Genomic DNA, 18,409 nt, shown 5'->3' with positions numbered 1-18,409 from the left:
GTTTATTCCTCAATCTCAAGTTGCTTGGGTTGCTGCGCGGTATGTGGATGCTCATTACCAGCATATACCTTTAGCTTACGATACATTTCTCTACCTAAAGGATTCTTTGGAAGCATACCCTTTACCGCCAATTCGATAATACGCACAGGATTTTTTTCTTGTAACTTATCGAAAGAAATTGATTTAATACCACCTGGAAAACCAGAATGACGGTAATACATCTTTTCTTTAAATTTACGGCCAGTAACCGTTACCTTCTCTGCATTAGTTACAATGATATAATCACCTGTATCAACATGAGGGGTATACTCAGCCTTATGTTTGCCCCGTAAACGACGAGCAATCTCTGTAGCAAGACGACCTAAAATTTTGTCGCTGGCATCAATCACAAACCAGTCACGCTTGACTTCGTGTGTCTTGGCGCTAAATGTTTTCATTAAATAACTCCGTACCGCCTTAATTTAGTACTGATTACCACCCATTAATAATGAGTGCAACAAGCACAATCTTTCTATCATGGACGGGCGATTTTAACTAAAACTGAAATAACCTACAAGTAAAATACGATAAATTCTTGCCAGCTTTTGCAGATTAATTAAAAAATGAGGGTTAATTAGGAATTAATAAACGCTCAACGATGTGACCCGCGACCAAATGACTGGTTATAATTTCATCAATATCCGCCATGCTTTTATAATTATACCACACTGCTTCGGGATAAATCACAATACAGGGGCCTTCGCTACAGCGTCCGAGGCAGCCTGATTTACTCATTCTTATTTTACCTGAACCATGTAGTCCAAGTTCTACCAATTTCATTTTCATATAATTGAAAAAAGACTCGCCACCAGTATTGGCACAACACTGTTTACCAGGAGCCTTCTGATTAGTACATAAAAAGATATGTTTTGTGTAATGCGCCAAAAGCTTACTTACCTCGCTCTTCGATTTTGGTTTTTAATTTAAGCCCCGGTTTAAACGTCACTACGCGTCGAGCAACAACCGGTATTTCTTTACCCGTTTTAGGATTTCTTCCTGGACGTTCGGGCTTATCTCGCAGGGTAAAATTACCAAAACCCGATAATTTTAAATGTTGACCATTTTCCAGCGCGTATCTTAACGTTTCAAAAAATTGCTCGACCATTTCTCGGGCATCTGGTTTAGCCAGATTCAACTCTTCACATAAGGTATCCGCTATCCTTGCTTTACTTAGTGCGTTCACGATTAATCCCTCAATGTAATAGCAAATTCTTCTTTTAGTTTTTTAATTATAGCATCAATTATCGCATTAATCTCGGTGTCAACGAGAGTTCGTCTATCGTCTTGCAAAGTCAATGCAACAGCCAGACTTTTTTTACCGGCGGGGATAGTTTCTCCCGTATATAAATCAAAAACATCAAACGCTTTTAACCAATCAGCATTTACTACTTTACGAACAAGCGCTTCAATTTGAGCAGCCGTTACTTCATTCGCTACAAGCAGTGATAAATCTCGTCGTATTTGTGGAAATTTTGAAATAGGCTGGTACCGTACCGGGGATTTCTCAATGAATGCATTAAGTCGTAATTCAAAAAGCATGACTTCGTCCTGTATATCAAGTGCATCAGCCAGGCGGGGATGTAATACTCCACACCAGCCAATGTGTTGATCATGAAGCGTGATAGCCGCGGATTTGCCAGGATGCAGCGCAGAATGCTCAGCAGGTATAAAACGGATGCTACTTAAGTGTAAGGTAGAGAACAGCGCTTCCAAATCGCCTTTTAAATCATAAAAATCAAATTTTCTGGTTTTTTCACTCCAGTTTAATGCCCCTTGCTCGCCCGTCAGTAATCCTGCAATACATGAATGCTCTTGCAAACAACCCTTTTGCCAATCAAAAATGACACCGGCCTCAAAAAATTTGATAGCAGTTTGCTGACGATGAATATTATAAATCATGGATGCCAGCAAACCAGGCCACATTCCTGTTCTCATCTGTGCTAATTCAGACGAAATAGGATTGAGCAATTGCATGGCTTGTCTGTCAGGGTATAACAGTTGTTGTAATTCCGGGTCGACAAAACTATAACTAATGGTTTCATGATACCCACGCGCAGTAAACACGTGGCTCACTTGAGTAGCAAGCGCTTCCAAAGGATTAATTGTGCCAGCTTGAATTTCAGCGACCTGTTTATCGCCTTTCATTTTATCATAGCCATACAAACGGCTGATTTCTTCGACCAGATCCACATCAAAATGAATATCAAACCGGTAAGAAGGTACACTGACTTTCCAGAGTTTGTTACTTTTATCAACACGCATGCCGAGACCTTGCAACATCTCAATCATGGTGCTTTCTGCTACTGTTAACCCTGTTATTTGCTTCACTTTTTCTGGATTAAATAACAGACTTCGCTCTGGAGGTAAAAAAGAAGGTTCTGAAATTAAAGATATCGGACCAACCGCCCCTCCTGCAATATCAACCAGCAAGGTAGTAGCTCGCTCCAAAGCTACCGCTTGTAAAGCGGGATCAACACCTCGTTCAAAACGCTGAGATGAATCACTGACTATTCCATAATTTCTTGCAACACCCGCAATGGTTACAGGGTTAAAAAAAGCGCTTTCCAGAAATATGTCGGTAGTACCCTCCTGTACCGCACTTTCTTCCCCTCCCATGACACCAGCCATCGCCAGGACTTTTTCATGATCAGCAATTACCAGAACCGATTCATTTAAACCGATCGTTTGTCCATCAAGCAACTTCAACGTTTCATCAGGCTGGGCAAAACGTACAGTGAGGTTGTTTTTAATACGCTGTAAATCAAAAGCGTGCATGGGCTGCCCTAGCTCTAACATGACATAATTAGTCACGTCTACCACTGGATGTATGGAACGAAGACCTGCTCGCCGTAAACGTTCGATCATCCATATCGGCGTATGAGCTTCAGGATTAAGACCACGAATAATACGGCCACTATATTGGGGACAAGCTTCTGATGCCTGTATATTAATTGTCAAGGCTTCGTCAATTACCGGCTCATTAGCCTTATTGGGCAGCGGTTTAAGCGAGGATTGGGTTAATACAGCAACCTCTCGTGCAATACCTGAAACACTAAAGCAATCAGCTCGATTCGGTGTTAAATCAATATCCAATACCTGATCATTAAGCGCCAGGTAGCTTCGTAAGTCAGTTCCCACAGGGGCATCTTCTTCCAATTCCATAATACCATCAGACACATCAGCCAGCCCTAATTCAGCAACTGAACAAAGCATGCCCTGTGACAACTCTCCTCGTAACATCGATTCTTTAATTAGCAGATCTCCGGGAAGCTGAGCACCGACCTGAGCGAGAGCGACCTTTAGCCCGGCTCGCACATTAGACGCGCCACAAACCACTTTTATTGGATTACCCTTACCCGTATCTACTTCACATAAAGTCAATTTGTCCGCCTGAGGATGTGGTGTTGTGCCAAGAACCTCAGCGACAATGACTTGACTAAAATCACCTGCAACCGGACTCACCGCATCCACTTCCAACCCAGCCATTGTTAAAAGTTCAGCCAATTGCTGCTCATTTAAAGAGGGATTTACCCATTCACGTAACCACAACGCACTAACTTTCATCGTAAAATACCTGTCTGATATCAGCAATAATCATTCAAACTACAAACGGATTGGCCCTGTTTTACAGGGCTGACAAAAACAATCGGAAATTAATCCCGGTTTACTGATTTAAAATTGTTTTAGAAAAGTCAAATCATTTTCAAACATCATGCGTAAATCATCAATACCAAAGTACAACATGGCGAGCCTGTCCATTCCCATACCAAACGCCCAGCCCTGATATTCCTCTGGTGAGATAGCAACTGCTTTTAATACATTGGGATGAACCATGCCACAGCCCAGGACTTCCAGCCAGCCTGTAAACTTGCAGGAACGACAACCTTTCCCCATGCACTGGGTACATTCAATATCGACTTCTGCTGAGGGTTCAGTAAATGGGAAATAAGACGGCCTGAAACGTAAAGCCAATTCTCGACCAAAAAAATGAGCAAAAAACTCATTTAATAACCCTTTTAATCCAGCAAGCGTTGCTGTTTTGTCGATTAATAAACCTTCAACCTGATGAAACATGGGCGTATGAGTGACATCAGAATCGCAACGATAAACCCGACCGGGGGCAATTAAACGCAGGGGAGGTTTACGTTGTTCCATTGTTCGTATCTGGACAGGTGATGTGTGTGTACGCAACAGATGTCCATCACCAAAATAGAACGTATCATGCATGGCACGTGCAGGATGATGATCAGGAATATTAAGCGCTTCGAAATTATAAAATTCTGTTTCAATCTCAGGGCCTTCAACTATATCAAATCCTAAACGACTAAAATAACTATTGATGTACTGTTTAACCTGAGTGACAGGATGCAACGAACCGGATTTGGAGTCCCGACCAGTTAATGTTACATCAATACGTTCTGCCGCCAATTTTTGCTGGAGTTGTATTTCTTTAAGAAACAACATCTTTTCTTCAAGTTGGGTACTGACTTCACGTTTGGCTTGATTAATCAACTGACCCGCTTTAGGTCTTTCGTCTGCTGGCAATCCTGCCAAACCTTTAAGAATTTCAGTCAATCGTCCTTTTTTGCCCAAATAATCAACACGAATCGCTTCCAAAGTAGCAATATCTTGTGCTTGTGAAATGGCATCAGCAGCTTGTTGCTGCAACAGAATAATATCTTGCATGCTTAACTCACACATAAAAAAGGAGGCTGCAAAGCCTCCTGAAGTCTTCCAAAATCCAACTTAAGCCAAGGCTGCTTTCGCTTTTTCGGCAATTGTTGCAAAAGCCTGTTTATCATATACTGCCATATCAGCCAGTACTTTACGATCCAATTCAATCTCAGCCTTTTTCAAACCGTCAATGAGACGGCTATAAGACAGACCACACTCACGTGCCTGGGCATTGATACGTGTAATCCATAGTGCACGAAACTGACGTTTTTTCTGACGGCGATCACGATAAGCGTATTGACCTGCTTTAATAACTGCCTGCTTGGCAACACGATAAGTCCGACTACGGGCGCCGTAATAACCCTTCGCCTGCTCTAAAATTTTCTTATGACGAGCTTTAGCTGTCACACCACGTTTAACTCTTGGCATTGTTCAATCCTCCCCTTAACTACCGTGCAACATACGCGCAGCCAGACGCGCATCACATTGCTTCAAAGTACCTGAAGCAACACGTAAATGACGTTTTTGCTTCGGTGATTTCTTGGTGAGGATATGGTTTCTATAAGCGCCACGACGCTTGATAGCACCACTTGCTGTCTTCCGGAAGCGTTTTGCAGCTCCACGATGTGACTTTAATTTTGGCATAACATGTTACTCCGCATTTGTTCTGCTACTAAGTAATAATGTAGCGTTTCAATCAGCTTTCTCAGGGCCAATTCTCAATTTTTCATCGATTTCCTGTTATGTTCACTGCCTGGCACAGGCTCGAACAGCTAATACATTATCGAATCAAATTATCAAACCAACTCAGGGATCTCAACAACTACCCTTGAAATACGTCAATAGATCAACAAACAATCAATGATATATTTACTATTTTTTCTTTGGCGCTAAAACCATCAGCAACTGGCGGCCCTCACGTTTTGCTTGCTGTTCAACCACTGCATATTCTGCAGTATCCTGCAACAAACGCTCCATGATGCGCATACCAATATCCTGATGAGCCATTTCTCGACCGCGAAAACGCAGTGTTATCTTGACTTTGTCGCCATGATTCAGGAAACGGATCAGGTTGCGTAGCTTGACCTGATAATCTCCATCTTCCGTTGTTGGACGGAATTTTAGTTCCTTGACTTGAATTTGCTTTTGCTTTTTTCTTGCTTCAGCCTGTTTTTTACTCAATTCAAAGAGAAATTTGCCATAATCCATAATACGACATACAGGAGGCTTAGCAGAGGGTGAAATTTCCACCAACTCATAACCACTTTCCCTTGCCGCACGTAAAGCTTCCTGCGTTGATACAATCCCCACCTGATTGCCATCGACATCAATTAAGCGTACTTCAGGTACATTGATCTGTTCGTTAATCCGCGCGCGATCACTATCACGCTTATTTGGTGCACTAATAGCTTAATCCTCCAAGTGGTTTAAAAGCGACCTTTTTGCAGCTATTTCCTGATGCAAAAGGTTGCAAATTGCATCAATCGTTCTTATCCCCAAATCAGTGCCTTCGCGTGTTCGCACAGCAACCGAATTGCTCTCAACTTCCTTATCGCCAATAATTAATAAATAAGGAACTTTTTGCAAAGTATGTTCGCGAATTTTAAAGCCTATCTTCTCATTTCTCAAGTCAAAATTCGCTCGAATGCCCTGTTTTTGTAAAATAGTAGTCATTTTTGCCGCAAAATCATGCTGTTTTTCACTAATGGTTAATACTACGGCTTGTATTGGAGCTAACCAGAGAGGGAATCGTCCTGCATAATGCTCAATTAAAATTCCCATGAATCGCTCAAAAGAACCTAAAATAGCACGGTGTAACATTACAGGGGTTTTTTTACTGCCATCCTCTGCCACATATTGGGCTTCCAACCTGTCAGGCATGGAAAAATCAACCTGAATAGTACCACATTGCCAGATTCGGCCTAAACAATCGGCCAATGAACATTCAATTTTAGGACCATAGAACGCTCCTTCACCCGGGGCATCAATCCAGTCAATTTGTCTGCTTCGCATCGCATCTTTTAAGGCTGTCTCTGCCTTGTCCCAAACGGCATCGTTACCTACCCGTTTTTCCGGACGTAAAGCCAGACGGTATTTAATCTCGGAAAAACCAAAATCAGCATACACGGATTGTACTAATTCCAGCATCATCGCCACTTCAGACTGAATTTGCTCTTCAGTACAAAAAATGTGCGCATCATCCTGCACCATATTGCGAACCCGCATCAGTCCATGCAAAGAACCGGATGGCTCACAACGATGACAATTACCAAACTCAGAAAAGCGTAAAGGAAGCTCCCGATAGCTACGCAGACCCTGATTATAAATTTGCACGTGGCACGGACAATTCATTGGTTTAACCGCGTACTGACGGCTTTCTGTCTCGGTAATAAACATTTCATCCCGAAAATTTTCCCAGTGCCCCGATTTTTCCCATAAAACCTTGTCGACCAACTGAGGTGTTTTAATTTCCTGATAACCAAAATCAGCCAACCTGGTGCGCATATACTGCTCAAGTAGTTGATACACAATCCATCCATTAGGATGCCAAAAAACCATACCTGGCGCAATGTCCTGAAAGTGAAATAAATCCAGCGCTTTTCCCAGTTTACGGTGATCACGTTTTTCCGCTTCTTCCAGGCGGTGAAGATAGTCATTCAGCGCTTTTTTATCTATCCAGGCAGTTCCATAAATACGTTGCAACATTTCATTGCGTGCATCACCGCGCCAATAAGCACCGGCTAATTTAGTTAACTTAAACGCTTTGAGTCGGCCAGTAGAAGGGACATGAGGACCACGGCAAAGATCTTCAAAATCACCTTGTTTGTAGAGAGAAATAATCTCTCCTTGAGGAATGTCTGCAATAATCCTGGCTTTATATTCTTCTCCAAGACTCCTGAAATAATCGATTGCTTCTTCGCGAGGCATTTCTCGTCGACTGACAGGATAATCAGCATTTGCCAATTCGTGCATTTTTTCTTCTATTTGCTCTAAATCTTCAGGTGTAAATGATCGACTAAAAGCAAAATCATAATAAAAACCGTCTTCTACAACAGGACCTATGGTAATTTGTGCGCCGGGAAACAGACACTTGACAGCCTGAGCCAACAAATGAGCGGTAGAATGACGAATCACATCGAGAATAATGGTTTGGTTTTCCGCTTGTTTTTCCGTAAGAATAACCAACTCACAATCGCGTGAGAGCAAATAACTAACATCTACCAACTGCCCATCAACACGCCCCACAAGAGCAGCTTTGGCTAATCCGGGACTAATGCTTTGCGCCACCTCATGAACAGTTATAGGGCGCTCAAAATGTTTGACACTTCCGTCAGGTAATTTAATATTTGGCATTACTATCCTTTTATCCTTCAGGCACATTACAAATTCAGACAGGCTACCTGTTAGTCGTTGGGTAAAAATCTTGCTTTGCGCTGATGAATACAACGCCAGCAAGCACCCACACCAACTATTTCATGAAAATAACTAATAGCTCAACGTCCCCTGATCATCGCTCAGTTATATCCTGAATTTAGATTCAAAGGGAGGTGGGTACTTACAAAAAGCCCCTGCACAGCAGGATTAGATTGGTAGGCACGAGTGGGATCGAACCACCGACCACCACCATGTCAAGGTGGTGCTCTACCACTGAGCTACGTGCCTATTATTCGCCTATGTTTAAGAACGGCGTTGATTATATAAAAGCTGATATTACAAAGCAACTGCTATTAGAAATTTACATGAAGTTCTGTTAGAAAAGTCTCCCATTACAAAGTCTGGTAATCGCCGTTTGCCTTAATTAAGAGAGGCTTGAATTGATTGATGTCAATTCAAGCCAAATATGCGAGGTTGCCTCCTATGGTTAGACCACCTTCTTACTTAAGGATTTTTGTGAAATTCTGTTCCATTATTTCACCATTTCCTTGCTGGACTTATTTGAAACTTTTTCCATCGCTTCATGAACTATTATTGCATATTGGTTTCTAATGTCAACAATTTATTTCAATTAGAAACTTAAAGTTTCCAAAATAAGGGAAATTTGCAGGATAGAAAACCCTTTGTTACAATTCTTATATACCTTAATAGTTTTTTAGCGTCCTTATGGAAAAAGTTGACTTGACAAAACAGTTTGCTTACCGTTTACGAGACGCTATGATTGCTGCCGGTTTTAACTCTCAGCGTTCTCTTTCAGGCGTTTGTATTCATAAATTAGCTGAAATAACCGGTTATTCAGTTCAAATATGTCGAAAATATCTGCGTGGTGAAGCGATCCCTGAGCCAGTCAAACTAGTCGAAATTGCAGCAAAATTAAACGTTTCACCCGGGTGGCTGTTATTTGGTGACAGTTACAACGACACTGGCATCTCTGAAGACAAAATTATTATATCCAGGAATTTGCTTCACTATATTTTCACCCGCGCCAGGAGTCTATATAATGCATCGCATCTTGAGGAAGAAATTCCCGGTTTTCTAATGGAGCTGATTACTGACATTAGTCATATCAACACGAATGAAGAACAATCTAAAAAAATTATCGATTTGGCCCTATCGTCTGTAAAACACTTTAGCCATTAAATAGGGAATTAGTTGAGAAATACTTATGGAAATTCGCTGTACAGTACCGCATACACAATTTTTGGAAGCACTCTTTGCCTTTAAATCAAAAGTGTCCAGTGTCTTTAGAGATGTTCTGGGACTCTATGAAATTAATCATATTGCTATTACTCAAATAAATAAAAGAACGGGAATACTGACTTTTTCTTCAACTCCTGCTATCGAATTTAATTTATTTAACAGTAATCTTTGGCTTTTTGATAAAACGTACCATCCTGACTGGTTTGGTCATTGTTCTCAGGCCAACTGGCAAACCTTATATGCCACTGAACGTTACGATGAACTTTATTACATAAAACAACTCAAACATCGTTATTCTATAGGTTATTCCTTAGCTGCAAAATGGGAAGATGATTTTTTTATTTATTCGCTGGCAAGCAATCGTTCTTGCAAACATACCGAGGAACTATTTGCCAATCAGCATGAGAATTTTTATAAAATTGGCCAATATTGCAGCAATATGTTAAGCCCTCTTTTTATGCACTATAGTGCCTGTTCAGAGGAGGCTTGAATCGTGGCGAATAGTTGTATTTGTGCACAGTATGTGCCAATACACTCGTTTTTTGAATGGACCTTGAACGCTTATTACCAATAAGCTCTTGCAAACACAGGTTAAATATGAAGTACCAGACTAAAATTATTTTAGGTGGTTTTATGGGTAATGTGGTTGAAGCCTATGATACCTCCCTCTGCTATTTTCTTTCCGCAGAACTCGCACGTTTCTTGTTAGGAAATAAACAGGGAAATTATACTGTCATGTTAGCACTCTTGTTCCTGGCTTATCTTGCCAAGCCAATAGGTGCCTTTTTTCTTGGTTTATTCTCTGATTTATATGGCAGGAAAAATGTCCTGATGATCTCTATCCTCATTATGGGTTTATCAACGGCACTTATTGGCTTAATCCCAGGTTTCCAGCAAATTGGTTTTTTTGCCGCGGGTTTATTATTAACGTTACGTATCATCCAAACCATGGCTTTAGGCTCTGAGTTTTTAAATTCGGCCTCCTTTTTAGTAGAAAGCGGTGATAATACGCAACGAGGTTTTCGTGGTTGCTGGTCTTCCGTTGGTGTAAAAGCAGGTTATCTGCTTGCCTGTATTGTCATAGGATGCACTCATATTTTAGGCAACGTTTTTTTTATAAGCGAGAATTGGCTTTGGCGAATTCCTTTTTTATTGGCGATTCTTACCACCATTGTCGGTGTTTATGTCCGTTATACGATGCCAGAAAGCCTGGCTTATGTAATTCACTATGCTGGACGGGCAAAGCCATCGACCCAGGCTATTTATCGTCAATCCCTTGATTTTGTAAAGCGATATCCCTTTATGTTTAATTACACGTTTTTCGCCAGTTTTTTATCCGTTGCCACAGGATTTTTCTTTTATCTTTACATCCCTTTGCATGCAACGCATTATTCACTGTTATCGCACTCTTTCATTACTACAGCAAACACTTGTTCTTTAGTTTTTGTGACCGCACTCATTCCCGTCTTTGGCTGGTTCTCTGATAAAAAAGATCGCTTGAAAATGTTGGCATGGGCAACCACTGGTATTCTTGTTTTATCTTATCCTTTAATGGAAGCCGTTAATTACGGTAATGCAAATTATTATCTATTAATGCAATTAGCTATTTCTATTCCCTGCGCCTGTTATTATAGTGTGTCTTCTGTTTTATTGACTGAGTTATTTCCCTTGCAAATTCGCTGCACAGTTTTGTCAATCGTGTTTTCTATCGCAGCAAGCCTTGCTTCCGGATTACCTCCTTTATTGTCTGATTATCTTGTTCGAAGAACCCACTTGCCAAGCTCTCCTTGTCTTATCATGATTGCACTGGCCTGTATCGTACTTATGAATATTAAACTGCTGGCAAAATTCTACCGCTTACAAAAAAATCAATATCATATTATTTCTGTACTCGAAGAAACTCCTCTTTTTATAATGCAGTATCAGAAACCTGAAATTAAAAACGTGGAGAATTTTAATGTATGAGACTTTACATCACGTTCCTCTAAATCAACTCAGAGGGAGTATATAAAAATCAAAAAAATCCCGCTTTAAGCGGGACGTATGACATAATGTAAAAAAATAATCGAAAATACTTAAAAAAGAGCTTACACAGTCACAGTATCTTTATGAAAATCAGCAAGGTGTGATTGTGATTCACTATGTCTATCCAGCATGTGGCAATAGTGTTGTCGTTTAACCGGATCTTTTTCCTTGGCACATAGCTCCTGAAAAGTATCTGCTGTATTAATGCTGTTCAAGTTACCCGCAAATGACAAGAAAGGAATAACACAACCTATTACTAATGCTAGTTTTTTCATTAAAAGACCCTTTTAAAAGTGTTAAGTTAGGACTTAATTATTTTAAAGAAACACATCGTTCCAGAAAAATGTCTCTTTAAATTCGCTTCATACTCTTCCATTCCGTTGTAAGAGAATCAGACCTCATCACACACTCGTCCCTCTTTTAGAGGAATGAACTGAATTACCAGCTCTCTTATCAACTGGCACATTGTAACACAATATTATCTTTTTTCTCAAATAACCCAATTATTGCCCCAGGGTAAACGCATCTAAATTTTTGTACCTCTTCCTGGAATGTTTGTGATAAATCATCTAAAAAAGTTAAGATATTTATAACCAAAAAAAGACCACATAAAGATATAAAAGAGTCATTCCTATGACTGGAATAACAAGAAATCCCAAAAAAACATGAATTTGCCGTTTATTTTCAGGAGATGCTTTATAAAATTTTTTTAATTTTTTAAATAGTAACATCATGTCTCTCATTATCATTTATAAGGTTTCATACGCGTTTTTAATATAGCCATCCTGCGACAAAAGAATCGCTATCGGTCGAGTCGCATCGAAATGGGCAAAGATAATCATCATCATCACTGTAATAGGGACAGCGAGAAACATACCTAAAATTCCCCAAATAGCGCCCCATAATGCCAAAGCAAAGAGAATAACCAATGCACTCAGATTGAGCGACTTACCTAAAAAACGGGGTTCCACCAGATTACCAATCACAAACTGAATGATAACGATACCTGAAGTAATCACAATAAAAGGCCACCAGTTTTGAAATTGAACCAAGGCAAGTAATGCAGGAAAAACAGTGGCGATAATCGCACCGATATTGGGTATAAAATTTAAGAAAAAAATTAACAACGCCCAAAATTCGGCAAAATCAAGCCCTACCAGCTTCATAATTACCCAACTCGCAGTAGCAGTAATTAAACTTAAGAGGGTCTTTATACCCAAATAGGTTTGTGTGTCGTTCACAATGTGGGTGATGATATTATTGACCAACTGACGATGACCTGGCTGAGGAAACAAGGCGTTCAGTTTTTGCCTGAAAAAATGCTGTTCGACAAATAAAAAACCTATATATAAGATAATTAAAACAGCCGAACCTGTTATGGAAGAAAAAACAGAATAAATATTAACTAAAATACGTTGCACGCTAAAATTTTTAACAAATTCATCCACTGTTGCAAGCGCCCTGATATGAAAACGTTGATCAATATTATTAAAAAGCGGCGTTAAATTCTCCTGATAGCGCGGTGAAGCAGCAATAACGTCACTGACATTGTTGGTAATGATATCAATCAAAATTTTAATAAGGCCAGCTACCACCAGAAAGGCTAAAATTTTACTTAACCAGCCGGGTAAACGCTCTCCAATAAATGGCATGTGCTGCACCGAATTATTAATTGTATTAAGTAAATGCCAAATAAAAACGGCAATCACTATGGGAATAAGCAAACTTCGGCCAATAATAAGCAGATAACCAATAATCCACACTAAAATCAAACCGGCTGTGAAGGTAATGGTGCGATTCATTCGTCCCTCTCTGATTTTTTTTTACCAATCAACTCTATCCTATTTTTCTGCTATTATCAGTTTTTTTCTTAAAGATCCAACAGTGCTTCAACAACCTTGTCACATTCTGCCAGGTATAGGTCCCGTCCTTGGCGCTAAATTAAGTCAATGTGGAATCAATACATTGGCCGATTTGTTATTTCATCTTCCTTATCGCTATCAGGATAGAACACGCATCACTCCTATCTGCGATTTACGAGTCAACGATTGGGCGGTTATTACCGGTCGAGTATGTAAAACAGAGATCAAATATGGCAAACGCCCAATGCTCTATTGCTATGTGGAAGACAAAACTGCGCTCTTGAGACTACGTTTTTTTCATTTTAACAAGCAACAGATTAAAACCCTCAATGAAAGCGCGATGATACGGGTTTTTGGCGAAGTACGTGAATTTGCCAATAGTTTTGAAATGATTCATCCTGAATATCAAATACTCGTCAATGAAGAACCTTGCATTGTCGATGAAACATTAACGCCTATTTATCCTGCCACTCGAAATTTAACTCAGACTCGCCTCCGACAAATGGTTAAACTTGCTTTAGCAACCTGTCAGACCACTTTACAGGAGTTAGAATGGATGAAGCCAGAGGACTTGCAGAAATATAAGTTTTACTCGTTGGCAGAAGCACTCCATTTTCTTCATAATCCCCCGCCCGACACCTCACTGCAAGCGCTGGAAGAAGGTAACCATCCTGCTCTTAAACGATTGGTTTTTGATGAATTATTAGCGCAACGTCTTAGTATGCAGTTCGCCAGGGAGCATCGTAGTCACTTGCATGCGCCAGGTATTCCACAGACTAATCCTCTTTGCGAAAATTTTATCAAACAATTGCCTTTTGCATTGACTACGGCCCAGCAACGAGTGAGTAATGAAATAGCCCATGATTTGACACAAAAAAAACCCATGTTGCGCCTGGTGCAAGGCGATGTGGGTTCTGGCAAAACGGTGGTAGCCGCGCTGGCTGCTCTCCAGGCCATCGCCAGTGGTTATCAAGTCGCCTTCATGGCACCTACCGACTTATTAAGTGAACAACATGCCACTAATTTTCAACGCTGGTTAAGTCCTTCAGGTATCGTCTGTCGCAGGCTCAGCGGCAAAATGAAAACGAAAGAACGCAGAGAAACCCTGCGGCTGTTGGCGAGTCAGGAATGTCAGTTGCTCATTGGCACTCATGCGCTATTTCAGGAAAGTGTCTCGTTCGCCAATTTGGGTTTGGTTATCATCGATGAACAGCACCGCTTTGGTGTAGAACAACGCTTGCTTCTACAACAAAAAGGACAACAGGCAACGTTGATTCCTCATCAATTATTAATGACCGCAACACCTATTCCACGAACGTTGGCAATGACCCAGTTTGCTCATTTGGATTTGTCGATCATTGACGAACTACCTCCGGGAAGAACGCCTGTCACTACTGCGGTAATCAATCAGGAGAAACGAGAACCTGTTATCGCCAGACTCCAGGCAGCCATTGCCAGTGGACGGCAAGCTTATTGGGTATGTACGTTAATTGAAGAATCGGAAAAATTACAATGCATGGCCGCAACGGCCACTGCCACTAATTTGCAGGCACTGTTACCAAAGGTTCGCGTCGGTATAATTCATGGTCGAATGAAAGCGATAGAAAAAGAGGCAACAATGGCGGGTTTTAAACAAGGGGAAATCGATCTGTTAGTTGCAACCACGGTTATTGAAGTAGGAGTCGATGTACCTAACGCCAGTTTAATGATCATAGAAAATGCCGAACGCCTGGGTTTGTCTCAGTTACATCAGTTACGAGGACGGGTTGGAAGAGGTAATACTCAATCTCATTGTCTCCTGCTTTATCAGGCACCCTTATCACCATCAGGAGCAGAACGATTACGTGTCATGCGAGCAACGTGTGACGGCTTTGTTATCGCCGAAAAAGACTTGCAGTTACGTGGTTCCGGAGAAATTTTGGGAACTCGGCAAACGGGCTATCGCCAATTTAAAATTGCCAATTTGCAACGTGATCAGGCACTTTTACCGTTGGTCGCTTCTATGGCAAAAAAACTGATACCCACGAACATTTCCACGGCTCAAGTGATTGCCAATCGTTGGTTAGGGAATTATGAGCAATTTCTTCAAGGTTAACATTGTAATTCTGTGGCGAGATAGCAACAAATAATAAAAAACTTTTAAGTCAAGACTGTTTTTTCATTTTTTATTTGATAAGATGGTCAGGTTATTTCTCTAATTATCTAAATTATCTACTTGTGGATAACTTTTCTTTTCATAGAATTAAAATAAACTTTTTTTATTTATTATTTCATACAAGGCTTATGATACTTGGCTTTCTATACTTTTTGCCAAATTATTTTATCCACAAAATATGTGGATAAAGCTGTGTACAGGATGTAAATTGAATGCTTCTCCTTGTGAAATGAGAGGCTATAAACCCGGTTGCAGCATTGAGGAGCATTGCTTGTATCGACTCACTTGACCCAGGAAAAGGAATGATTAAAATACTGGTCATTTTATTATCAGGATTTTCTTATGACAAAACGCAAAGCAGTTGCCCTGGTTTCTGGTGGTTTGGATTCCATGCTGGCTGTAAAAATTATCCAGGAACAAGGCATTCACGTGGAAGGAATTAATTTTTATACTGGTTTTTGTCATTCTGGCCATACTTCAGCGATTCGTAATCGAAAAAATGAAAAACCTTTACGAAATGATGCCTTATGGGTAGCTGAGCAATTAGGTATTCCTCTGCACATTATTGATATTGTTGAACCCTATAAAGAAGTGTTATTAAACCCGAAACATGGTTATGGCAAACATGCAAATCCTTGTCTGGATTGTAAAATATTCATGGTACAGCAGGCTTATCAATGGATGCAGGAACAAGGATTCGATTTTATCATTACAGGTGAAGTCATTGGTCAACGTCCCAAATCGCAACGCAAAGTCACAATGCCTGTCATCGCTAAAGAATCCGGAGCCGAAGATCGCCTGTTACGTCCCTTATGCGCTAAACTCTTGCCTCCCACCCTACCAGAACGCGAAGGTTGGGTCAATCGTGAGGCTCTTTATGATTTTCAGGGACGTAACCGAAAACCACAATTAGGGCTGGCTACTGCTCTGTCCATTGAAGAGTTTGCTCAACCTTCGGGCGGCTGTTGTGTTTTAACCGATGAAAACTATACTCGCCGTTTACGTGATATGTGGGATCATCGTAATTCACGAGACTACGATATGGAAGATATCATTCTATTAAAAGCGGGCAGGCATTTACGTCCCAAGCCTTATTATAAAATGATTATTGCCCGTGACGAAGCCGAAAGTAATTTTCTCATGGGCTATCGCAAGCAGTTTATTCATATGCAAGTACGCGAACATCGTGGCCCGATGATTTTAATTGAAGGCCAACCGAACGCCGAGGATATTATAACTTGCGCACAGATCGCAGGACGTTTTTGTTCGGGGCGGGAAGAAGCAGAAGTTGAGGTTGATTTACACTATCCTGATGGTGAATCTCACATTTTAAAAAGCCCCCCCATGCGCGCGGAAGAGATTCCGCAAGATTGGTATTTGTGAGGTAGAATATGGCCCATTATGAATTAGACGCACGCCGTCTGTTGTGCCCTATGCCTGTCATTAAAACACAAAACAGGGTTAAGAATTTACAACATGGCGATACATTAACTATTATAGCGACAGATCCAGGCGCACAACATGATTTACCCTGTTGGTGTCGTATTAATGGTCATAAGCTTATTGAATTAAAAGAAATTGATGAAGAAATCCACATTACGATGCAATTGAAAAAAGGATAGCCCATGTCACAACAGGAGCGTTACTGGCAAGCCAAAAAAATTACCTTACTTGGTGCAGTAGTTAATGCGCTTTTAGGGGGTATTAAGCTGGCAGGAGGAATAATTTATCATTCTCATGCCTTGTTTGCCGATGGCATACATTCCTTTTCTGACTTAATCACTGACATTATGGTTGTTTACGCATCAAAATATGGCAGTCAGGACGCTGATGCGGATCATCCTTATGGGCATCAACGCATTGAAACAGCAGCAACATTGCTATTGGCGGTTCTATTGATTCTCGCTGGCGCCGGAATTGCCTGGGATTCAATTCATGAACTCGTTCATGCCGCCGTTGATAAGCCCGGCTGGATTGCTTTCCCTATTGCTTTGTTATCCATTGCTGCGAATGAACTTTTATTTCATTATACTCGCTATATAGGACAACGTATTCAATCGGCTTTGGTTATTGCCAATGCCTGGCATCACCGCTCAGATGCAGCATCCTCAATTGTCGTTTCTCTGGGTTTACTGGGCAGTTTATTTGGCTTCGCCTATCTTGACGCTTTGGCAGCAATTATTGTCGGTTGCCTGATTATTAAAATGGGACTGAATTATGGCTGGAATAGCGTCAAGGAATTGGTTGACACAGCCGTAGAACCCGATGTATTAGCGCAAATCGAACGGGTTATTCAATCCGTGGATGGTGTAAAAAAAATTCATCAATTACGCAGTCGTTTAATGGGTGGGGATATCCTGGTGGATGTCCATCTTCTGGTGTCGCCTTTTATATCCGTATCTGAAGGACACTATATTGCCCAACACGTGGATAAAGCGCTTGTCAGCCAGATTCCCGCAGTTAAAGACGTCACTGTTCATGTTGATCCCGAAGATGACGAATTATTTTGCCCCTCTCTTCATCTGCCCAATCGTAAACGTATAGAACAAGAACTACTTCTATCCTGGCAAAAAACCTGTCCTGCTCTGCAACGTTGGACACTCCACTATCTGGATGGCAAAATACTTATTGATCTGGAGTGCGATGGAGATTTCTCACAAATGCAAGAACTCAATGAGCACATTCGCCAGGATCTTTTACAACATTCCCACAACATCAGACAGATACGCTTATTAAACCAATGGGGTATTCTTTATCAGGAATGATCTGGTTAAATCCCTCTCCAATGCAACATATTGTCTATGGCAAAATAATCAAATAGAAAAAATACTTGCTAAATAGCATGTGGGAAAATATTATTCACTTCTTTGATTGCCAACCAGCAATATTATAGTAAGTGTTCACAGGTTAAGAAATTATTTACTCCTATGTTTTTTCCGCGCAGGCGGGAATCTACAAATTAAGCATTATGCTAATCGATGGATGGTTTCCCGCCTGCGGGAAAGACATAGTCATGTAA

Annotated in this window: 19 protein-coding genes and 1 tRNA gene; 7 read left to right on the top strand and 13 right to left on the bottom strand. The window is 40.8% G+C overall.

All coding sequences use genetic code 11. The features are described 5' to 3' along the window. Positions 1-2 precede the first annotated feature (2 nt). From rplM to T345_RS0104890, 10 genes are all read right to left on the bottom strand, one after another. Complete coding sequence (rplM, locus tag T345_RS0104935) at positions 3-437, bottom strand: 50S ribosomal protein L13 (RefSeq protein WP_028388361.1); 435 nt, start codon at positions 435-437, stop codon at positions 3-5. A gap of 172 nt (positions 438-609) precedes the next feature. Further along, positions 610-924 carry a (2Fe-2S) ferredoxin domain-containing protein gene (locus T345_RS0104930; RefSeq protein WP_028388360.1) on the bottom strand — a complete coding sequence of 105 codons (315 nt, stop codon included), beginning with the start codon at positions 922-924 and terminating at the stop codon, positions 610-612. A 4-nt stretch (positions 925-928) separates the two neighbouring features. Then, on the bottom strand, positions 929-1,222 hold the full coding sequence (locus T345_RS0104925; RefSeq protein WP_028388359.1) for an integration host factor subunit alpha: 294 nt from the start codon (positions 1,220-1,222) through the stop codon (positions 929-931). 2 nt (positions 1,223-1,224) lie between these two features. Next, entirely contained in the window at positions 1,225-3,603 is a 2,379-nt protein-coding gene (pheT, locus tag T345_RS0104920; protein WP_028388358.1) for a phenylalanine--tRNA ligase subunit beta, read from the bottom strand. A 108-nt stretch (positions 3,604-3,711) separates the two neighbouring features. Then, positions 3,712-4,725, bottom strand: coding sequence for a phenylalanine--tRNA ligase subunit alpha (pheS, locus tag T345_RS0104915; RefSeq protein WP_028388357.1), 1,014 nt, complete (start codon positions 4,723-4,725; stop codon positions 3,712-3,714). A gap of 60 nt (positions 4,726-4,785) precedes the next feature. Further along, the gene (gene rplT, locus T345_RS0104910) at positions 4,786-5,142 is read right to left on the bottom strand and encodes a 50S ribosomal protein L20 (protein WP_028388356.1); all 357 of its coding nucleotides are present in this window, start codon (positions 5,140-5,142) and stop codon (positions 4,786-4,788) included. 15 nt (positions 5,143-5,157) lie between these two features. After that, positions 5,158-5,358, bottom strand: coding sequence for a 50S ribosomal protein L35 (gene rpmI / locus T345_RS0104905; protein ID WP_028388355.1), 201 nt, complete (start codon positions 5,356-5,358; stop codon positions 5,158-5,160). 228 nt (positions 5,359-5,586) lie between these two features. Then, positions 5,587-6,120, bottom strand: a complete 534-nt coding sequence (gene infC, locus T345_RS13595) for a translation initiation factor IF-3 (RefSeq protein ID WP_035918158.1) — start codon at positions 6,118-6,120, stop codon at positions 5,587-5,589. A 3-nt stretch (positions 6,121-6,123) separates the two neighbouring features. Then, positions 6,124-8,067, bottom strand: coding sequence for a threonine--tRNA ligase (gene thrS / locus T345_RS0104895; protein WP_028388353.1), 1,944 nt, complete (start codon positions 8,065-8,067; stop codon positions 6,124-6,126). 234 nt (positions 8,068-8,301) lie between these two features. After that, a tRNA-Val gene (locus T345_RS0104890) sits at positions 8,302-8,376 on the bottom strand. 438 nt (positions 8,377-8,814) lie between these two features. Between T345_RS0104890 and T345_RS0104885 the strand changes: the two genes are divergently transcribed. The 3 genes from T345_RS0104885 (at position 8,815) to T345_RS13590 (ending at position 11,313) form a co-directional block, all read left to right on the top strand. Further along, positions 8,815-9,288: a helix-turn-helix domain-containing protein gene (locus T345_RS0104885; RefSeq protein ID WP_028388352.1), complete on the top strand. Its 474-nt coding sequence runs from the start codon at positions 8,815-8,817 to the stop codon at positions 9,286-9,288. A 25-nt stretch (positions 9,289-9,313) separates the two neighbouring features. Beyond that, the gene (locus tag T345_RS15320; RefSeq protein WP_035918156.1) at positions 9,314-9,838 is read left to right on the top strand and encodes a hypothetical protein; all 525 of its coding nucleotides are present in this window, start codon (positions 9,314-9,316) and stop codon (positions 9,836-9,838) included. Between the two features lie 107 nt (positions 9,839-9,945). Continuing rightward, a complete protein-coding gene (locus T345_RS13590; RefSeq protein ID WP_051555138.1) occupies positions 9,946-11,313 on the top strand; it encodes an MFS transporter in 1,368 nt (455 codons plus the stop codon). A gap of 122 nt (positions 11,314-11,435) precedes the next feature. Here T345_RS13590 and T345_RS0104870 read toward each other — a convergent pair whose 3' ends face one another. The 3 genes from T345_RS0104870 to T345_RS0104855 all read right to left on the bottom strand — a co-directional run bounded on the left by T345_RS0104870 (position 11,436) and on the right by T345_RS0104855 (position 13,175). Next, entirely contained in the window at positions 11,436-11,648 is a 213-nt protein-coding gene (locus tag T345_RS0104870; protein ID WP_028388350.1) for a hypothetical protein, read from the bottom strand. Positions 11,649-11,960: 312 nt separating this feature from the next. Next, positions 11,961-12,107 carry a hypothetical protein gene (locus T345_RS14980; protein ID WP_156935621.1) on the bottom strand — a complete coding sequence of 49 codons (147 nt, stop codon included), beginning with the start codon at positions 12,105-12,107 and terminating at the stop codon, positions 11,961-11,963. Positions 12,108-12,122: 15 nt separating this feature from the next. Then, positions 12,123-13,175, bottom strand: a complete 1,053-nt coding sequence (locus T345_RS0104855) for an AI-2E family transporter (RefSeq protein ID WP_028388349.1) — start codon at positions 13,173-13,175, stop codon at positions 12,123-12,125. On the opposite strand from T345_RS0104855, the gene recG reads away from it, so the two are divergent. From recG to T345_RS0104835, 4 genes are all read left to right on the top strand, one after another. Next, the gene (gene recG / locus T345_RS0104850) at positions 13,162-15,330 is read left to right on the top strand and encodes an ATP-dependent DNA helicase RecG (protein ID WP_084273732.1); all 2,169 of its coding nucleotides are present in this window, start codon (positions 13,162-13,164) and stop codon (positions 15,328-15,330) included. The genes T345_RS0104855 and recG overlap by 14 nt on opposite strands. A gap of 402 nt (positions 15,331-15,732) precedes the next feature. Then, a complete protein-coding gene (locus T345_RS0104845) occupies positions 15,733-16,773 on the top strand; it encodes a tRNA (5-methylaminomethyl-2-thiouridylate)-methyltransferase (protein ID WP_028388347.1) in 1,041 nt (346 codons plus the stop codon). Positions 16,774-16,781: 8 nt separating this feature from the next. Next, the gene (locus tag T345_RS15315; protein ID WP_028388346.1) at positions 16,782-17,012 is read left to right on the top strand and encodes a sulfurtransferase TusA family protein; all 231 of its coding nucleotides are present in this window, start codon (positions 16,782-16,784) and stop codon (positions 17,010-17,012) included. A gap of 3 nt (positions 17,013-17,015) precedes the next feature. Continuing rightward, on the top strand, positions 17,016-18,155 hold the full coding sequence (locus T345_RS0104835; protein WP_028388345.1) for a cation diffusion facilitator family transporter: 1,140 nt from the start codon (positions 17,016-17,018) through the stop codon (positions 18,153-18,155). The last annotated feature ends 254 nt before the right edge of the window (positions 18,156-18,409 follow it).

The organism is Legionella fairfieldensis ATCC 49588 (assembly GCF_000621525.1).
Taxonomy (GTDB): Bacteria; Pseudomonadota; Gammaproteobacteria; order Legionellales; family Legionellaceae; genus Tatlockia; species Tatlockia fairfieldensis.
The sequence above is the reverse complement of the archived record's forward strand: the minus strand, read 5'-3'. Positions and strand labels throughout refer to the sequence as shown.

Coding starts and splice junctions, on each gene's coding strand:
- pheS (WP_028388357.1), bottom strand. CDS start 4,725: ATGCAAGATATTATTCTGTTGCAGCAACAAGCTGCTGATGCCATTTCA.
- rplT (WP_028388356.1), bottom strand. CDS start 5,142: ATGCCAAGAGTTAAACGTGGTGTGACAGCTAAAGCTCGTCATAAGAAA.
- T345_RS0104870 (WP_028388350.1), bottom strand. CDS start 11,648: ATGAAAAAACTAGCATTAGTAATAGGTTGTGTTATTCCTTTCTTGTCA.
- rplM (WP_028388361.1), bottom strand. CDS start 437: ATGAAAACATTTAGCGCCAAGACACACGAAGTCAAGCGTGACTGGTTT.
- recG (WP_084273732.1), top strand. CDS start 13,162: ATGGTGCGATTCATTCGTCCCTCTCTGATTTTTTTTTACCAATCAACT.
- T345_RS13590 (WP_051555138.1), top strand. CDS start 9,946: ATGAAGTACCAGACTAAAATTATTTTAGGTGGTTTTATGGGTAATGTG.
- T345_RS15315 (WP_028388346.1), top strand. CDS start 16,782: ATGGCCCATTATGAATTAGACGCACGCCGTCTGTTGTGCCCTATGCCT.
- T345_RS0104835 (WP_028388345.1), top strand. CDS start 17,016: ATGTCACAACAGGAGCGTTACTGGCAAGCCAAAAAAATTACCTTACTT.
- T345_RS14980 (WP_156935621.1), bottom strand. CDS start 12,107: ATGATGTTACTATTTAAAAAATTAAAAAAATTTTATAAAGCATCTCCT.
- thrS (WP_028388353.1), bottom strand. CDS start 8,067: ATGCCAAATATTAAATTACCTGACGGAAGTGTCAAACATTTTGAGCGC.
- T345_RS0104845 (WP_028388347.1), top strand. CDS start 15,733: ATGACAAAACGCAAAGCAGTTGCCCTGGTTTCTGGTGGTTTGGATTCC.
- T345_RS15320 (WP_035918156.1), top strand. CDS start 9,314: ATGGAAATTCGCTGTACAGTACCGCATACACAATTTTTGGAAGCACTC.
- T345_RS0104885 (WP_028388352.1), top strand. CDS start 8,815: ATGGAAAAAGTTGACTTGACAAAACAGTTTGCTTACCGTTTACGAGAC.
- rpmI (WP_028388355.1), bottom strand. CDS start 5,358: ATGCCAAAATTAAAGTCACATCGTGGAGCTGCAAAACGCTTCCGGAAG.
- pheT (WP_028388358.1), bottom strand. CDS start 3,603: ATGAAAGTTAGTGCGTTGTGGTTACGTGAATGGGTAAATCCCTCTTTA.
- T345_RS0104855 (WP_028388349.1), bottom strand. CDS start 13,175: ATGAATCGCACCATTACCTTCACAGCCGGTTTGATTTTAGTGTGGATT.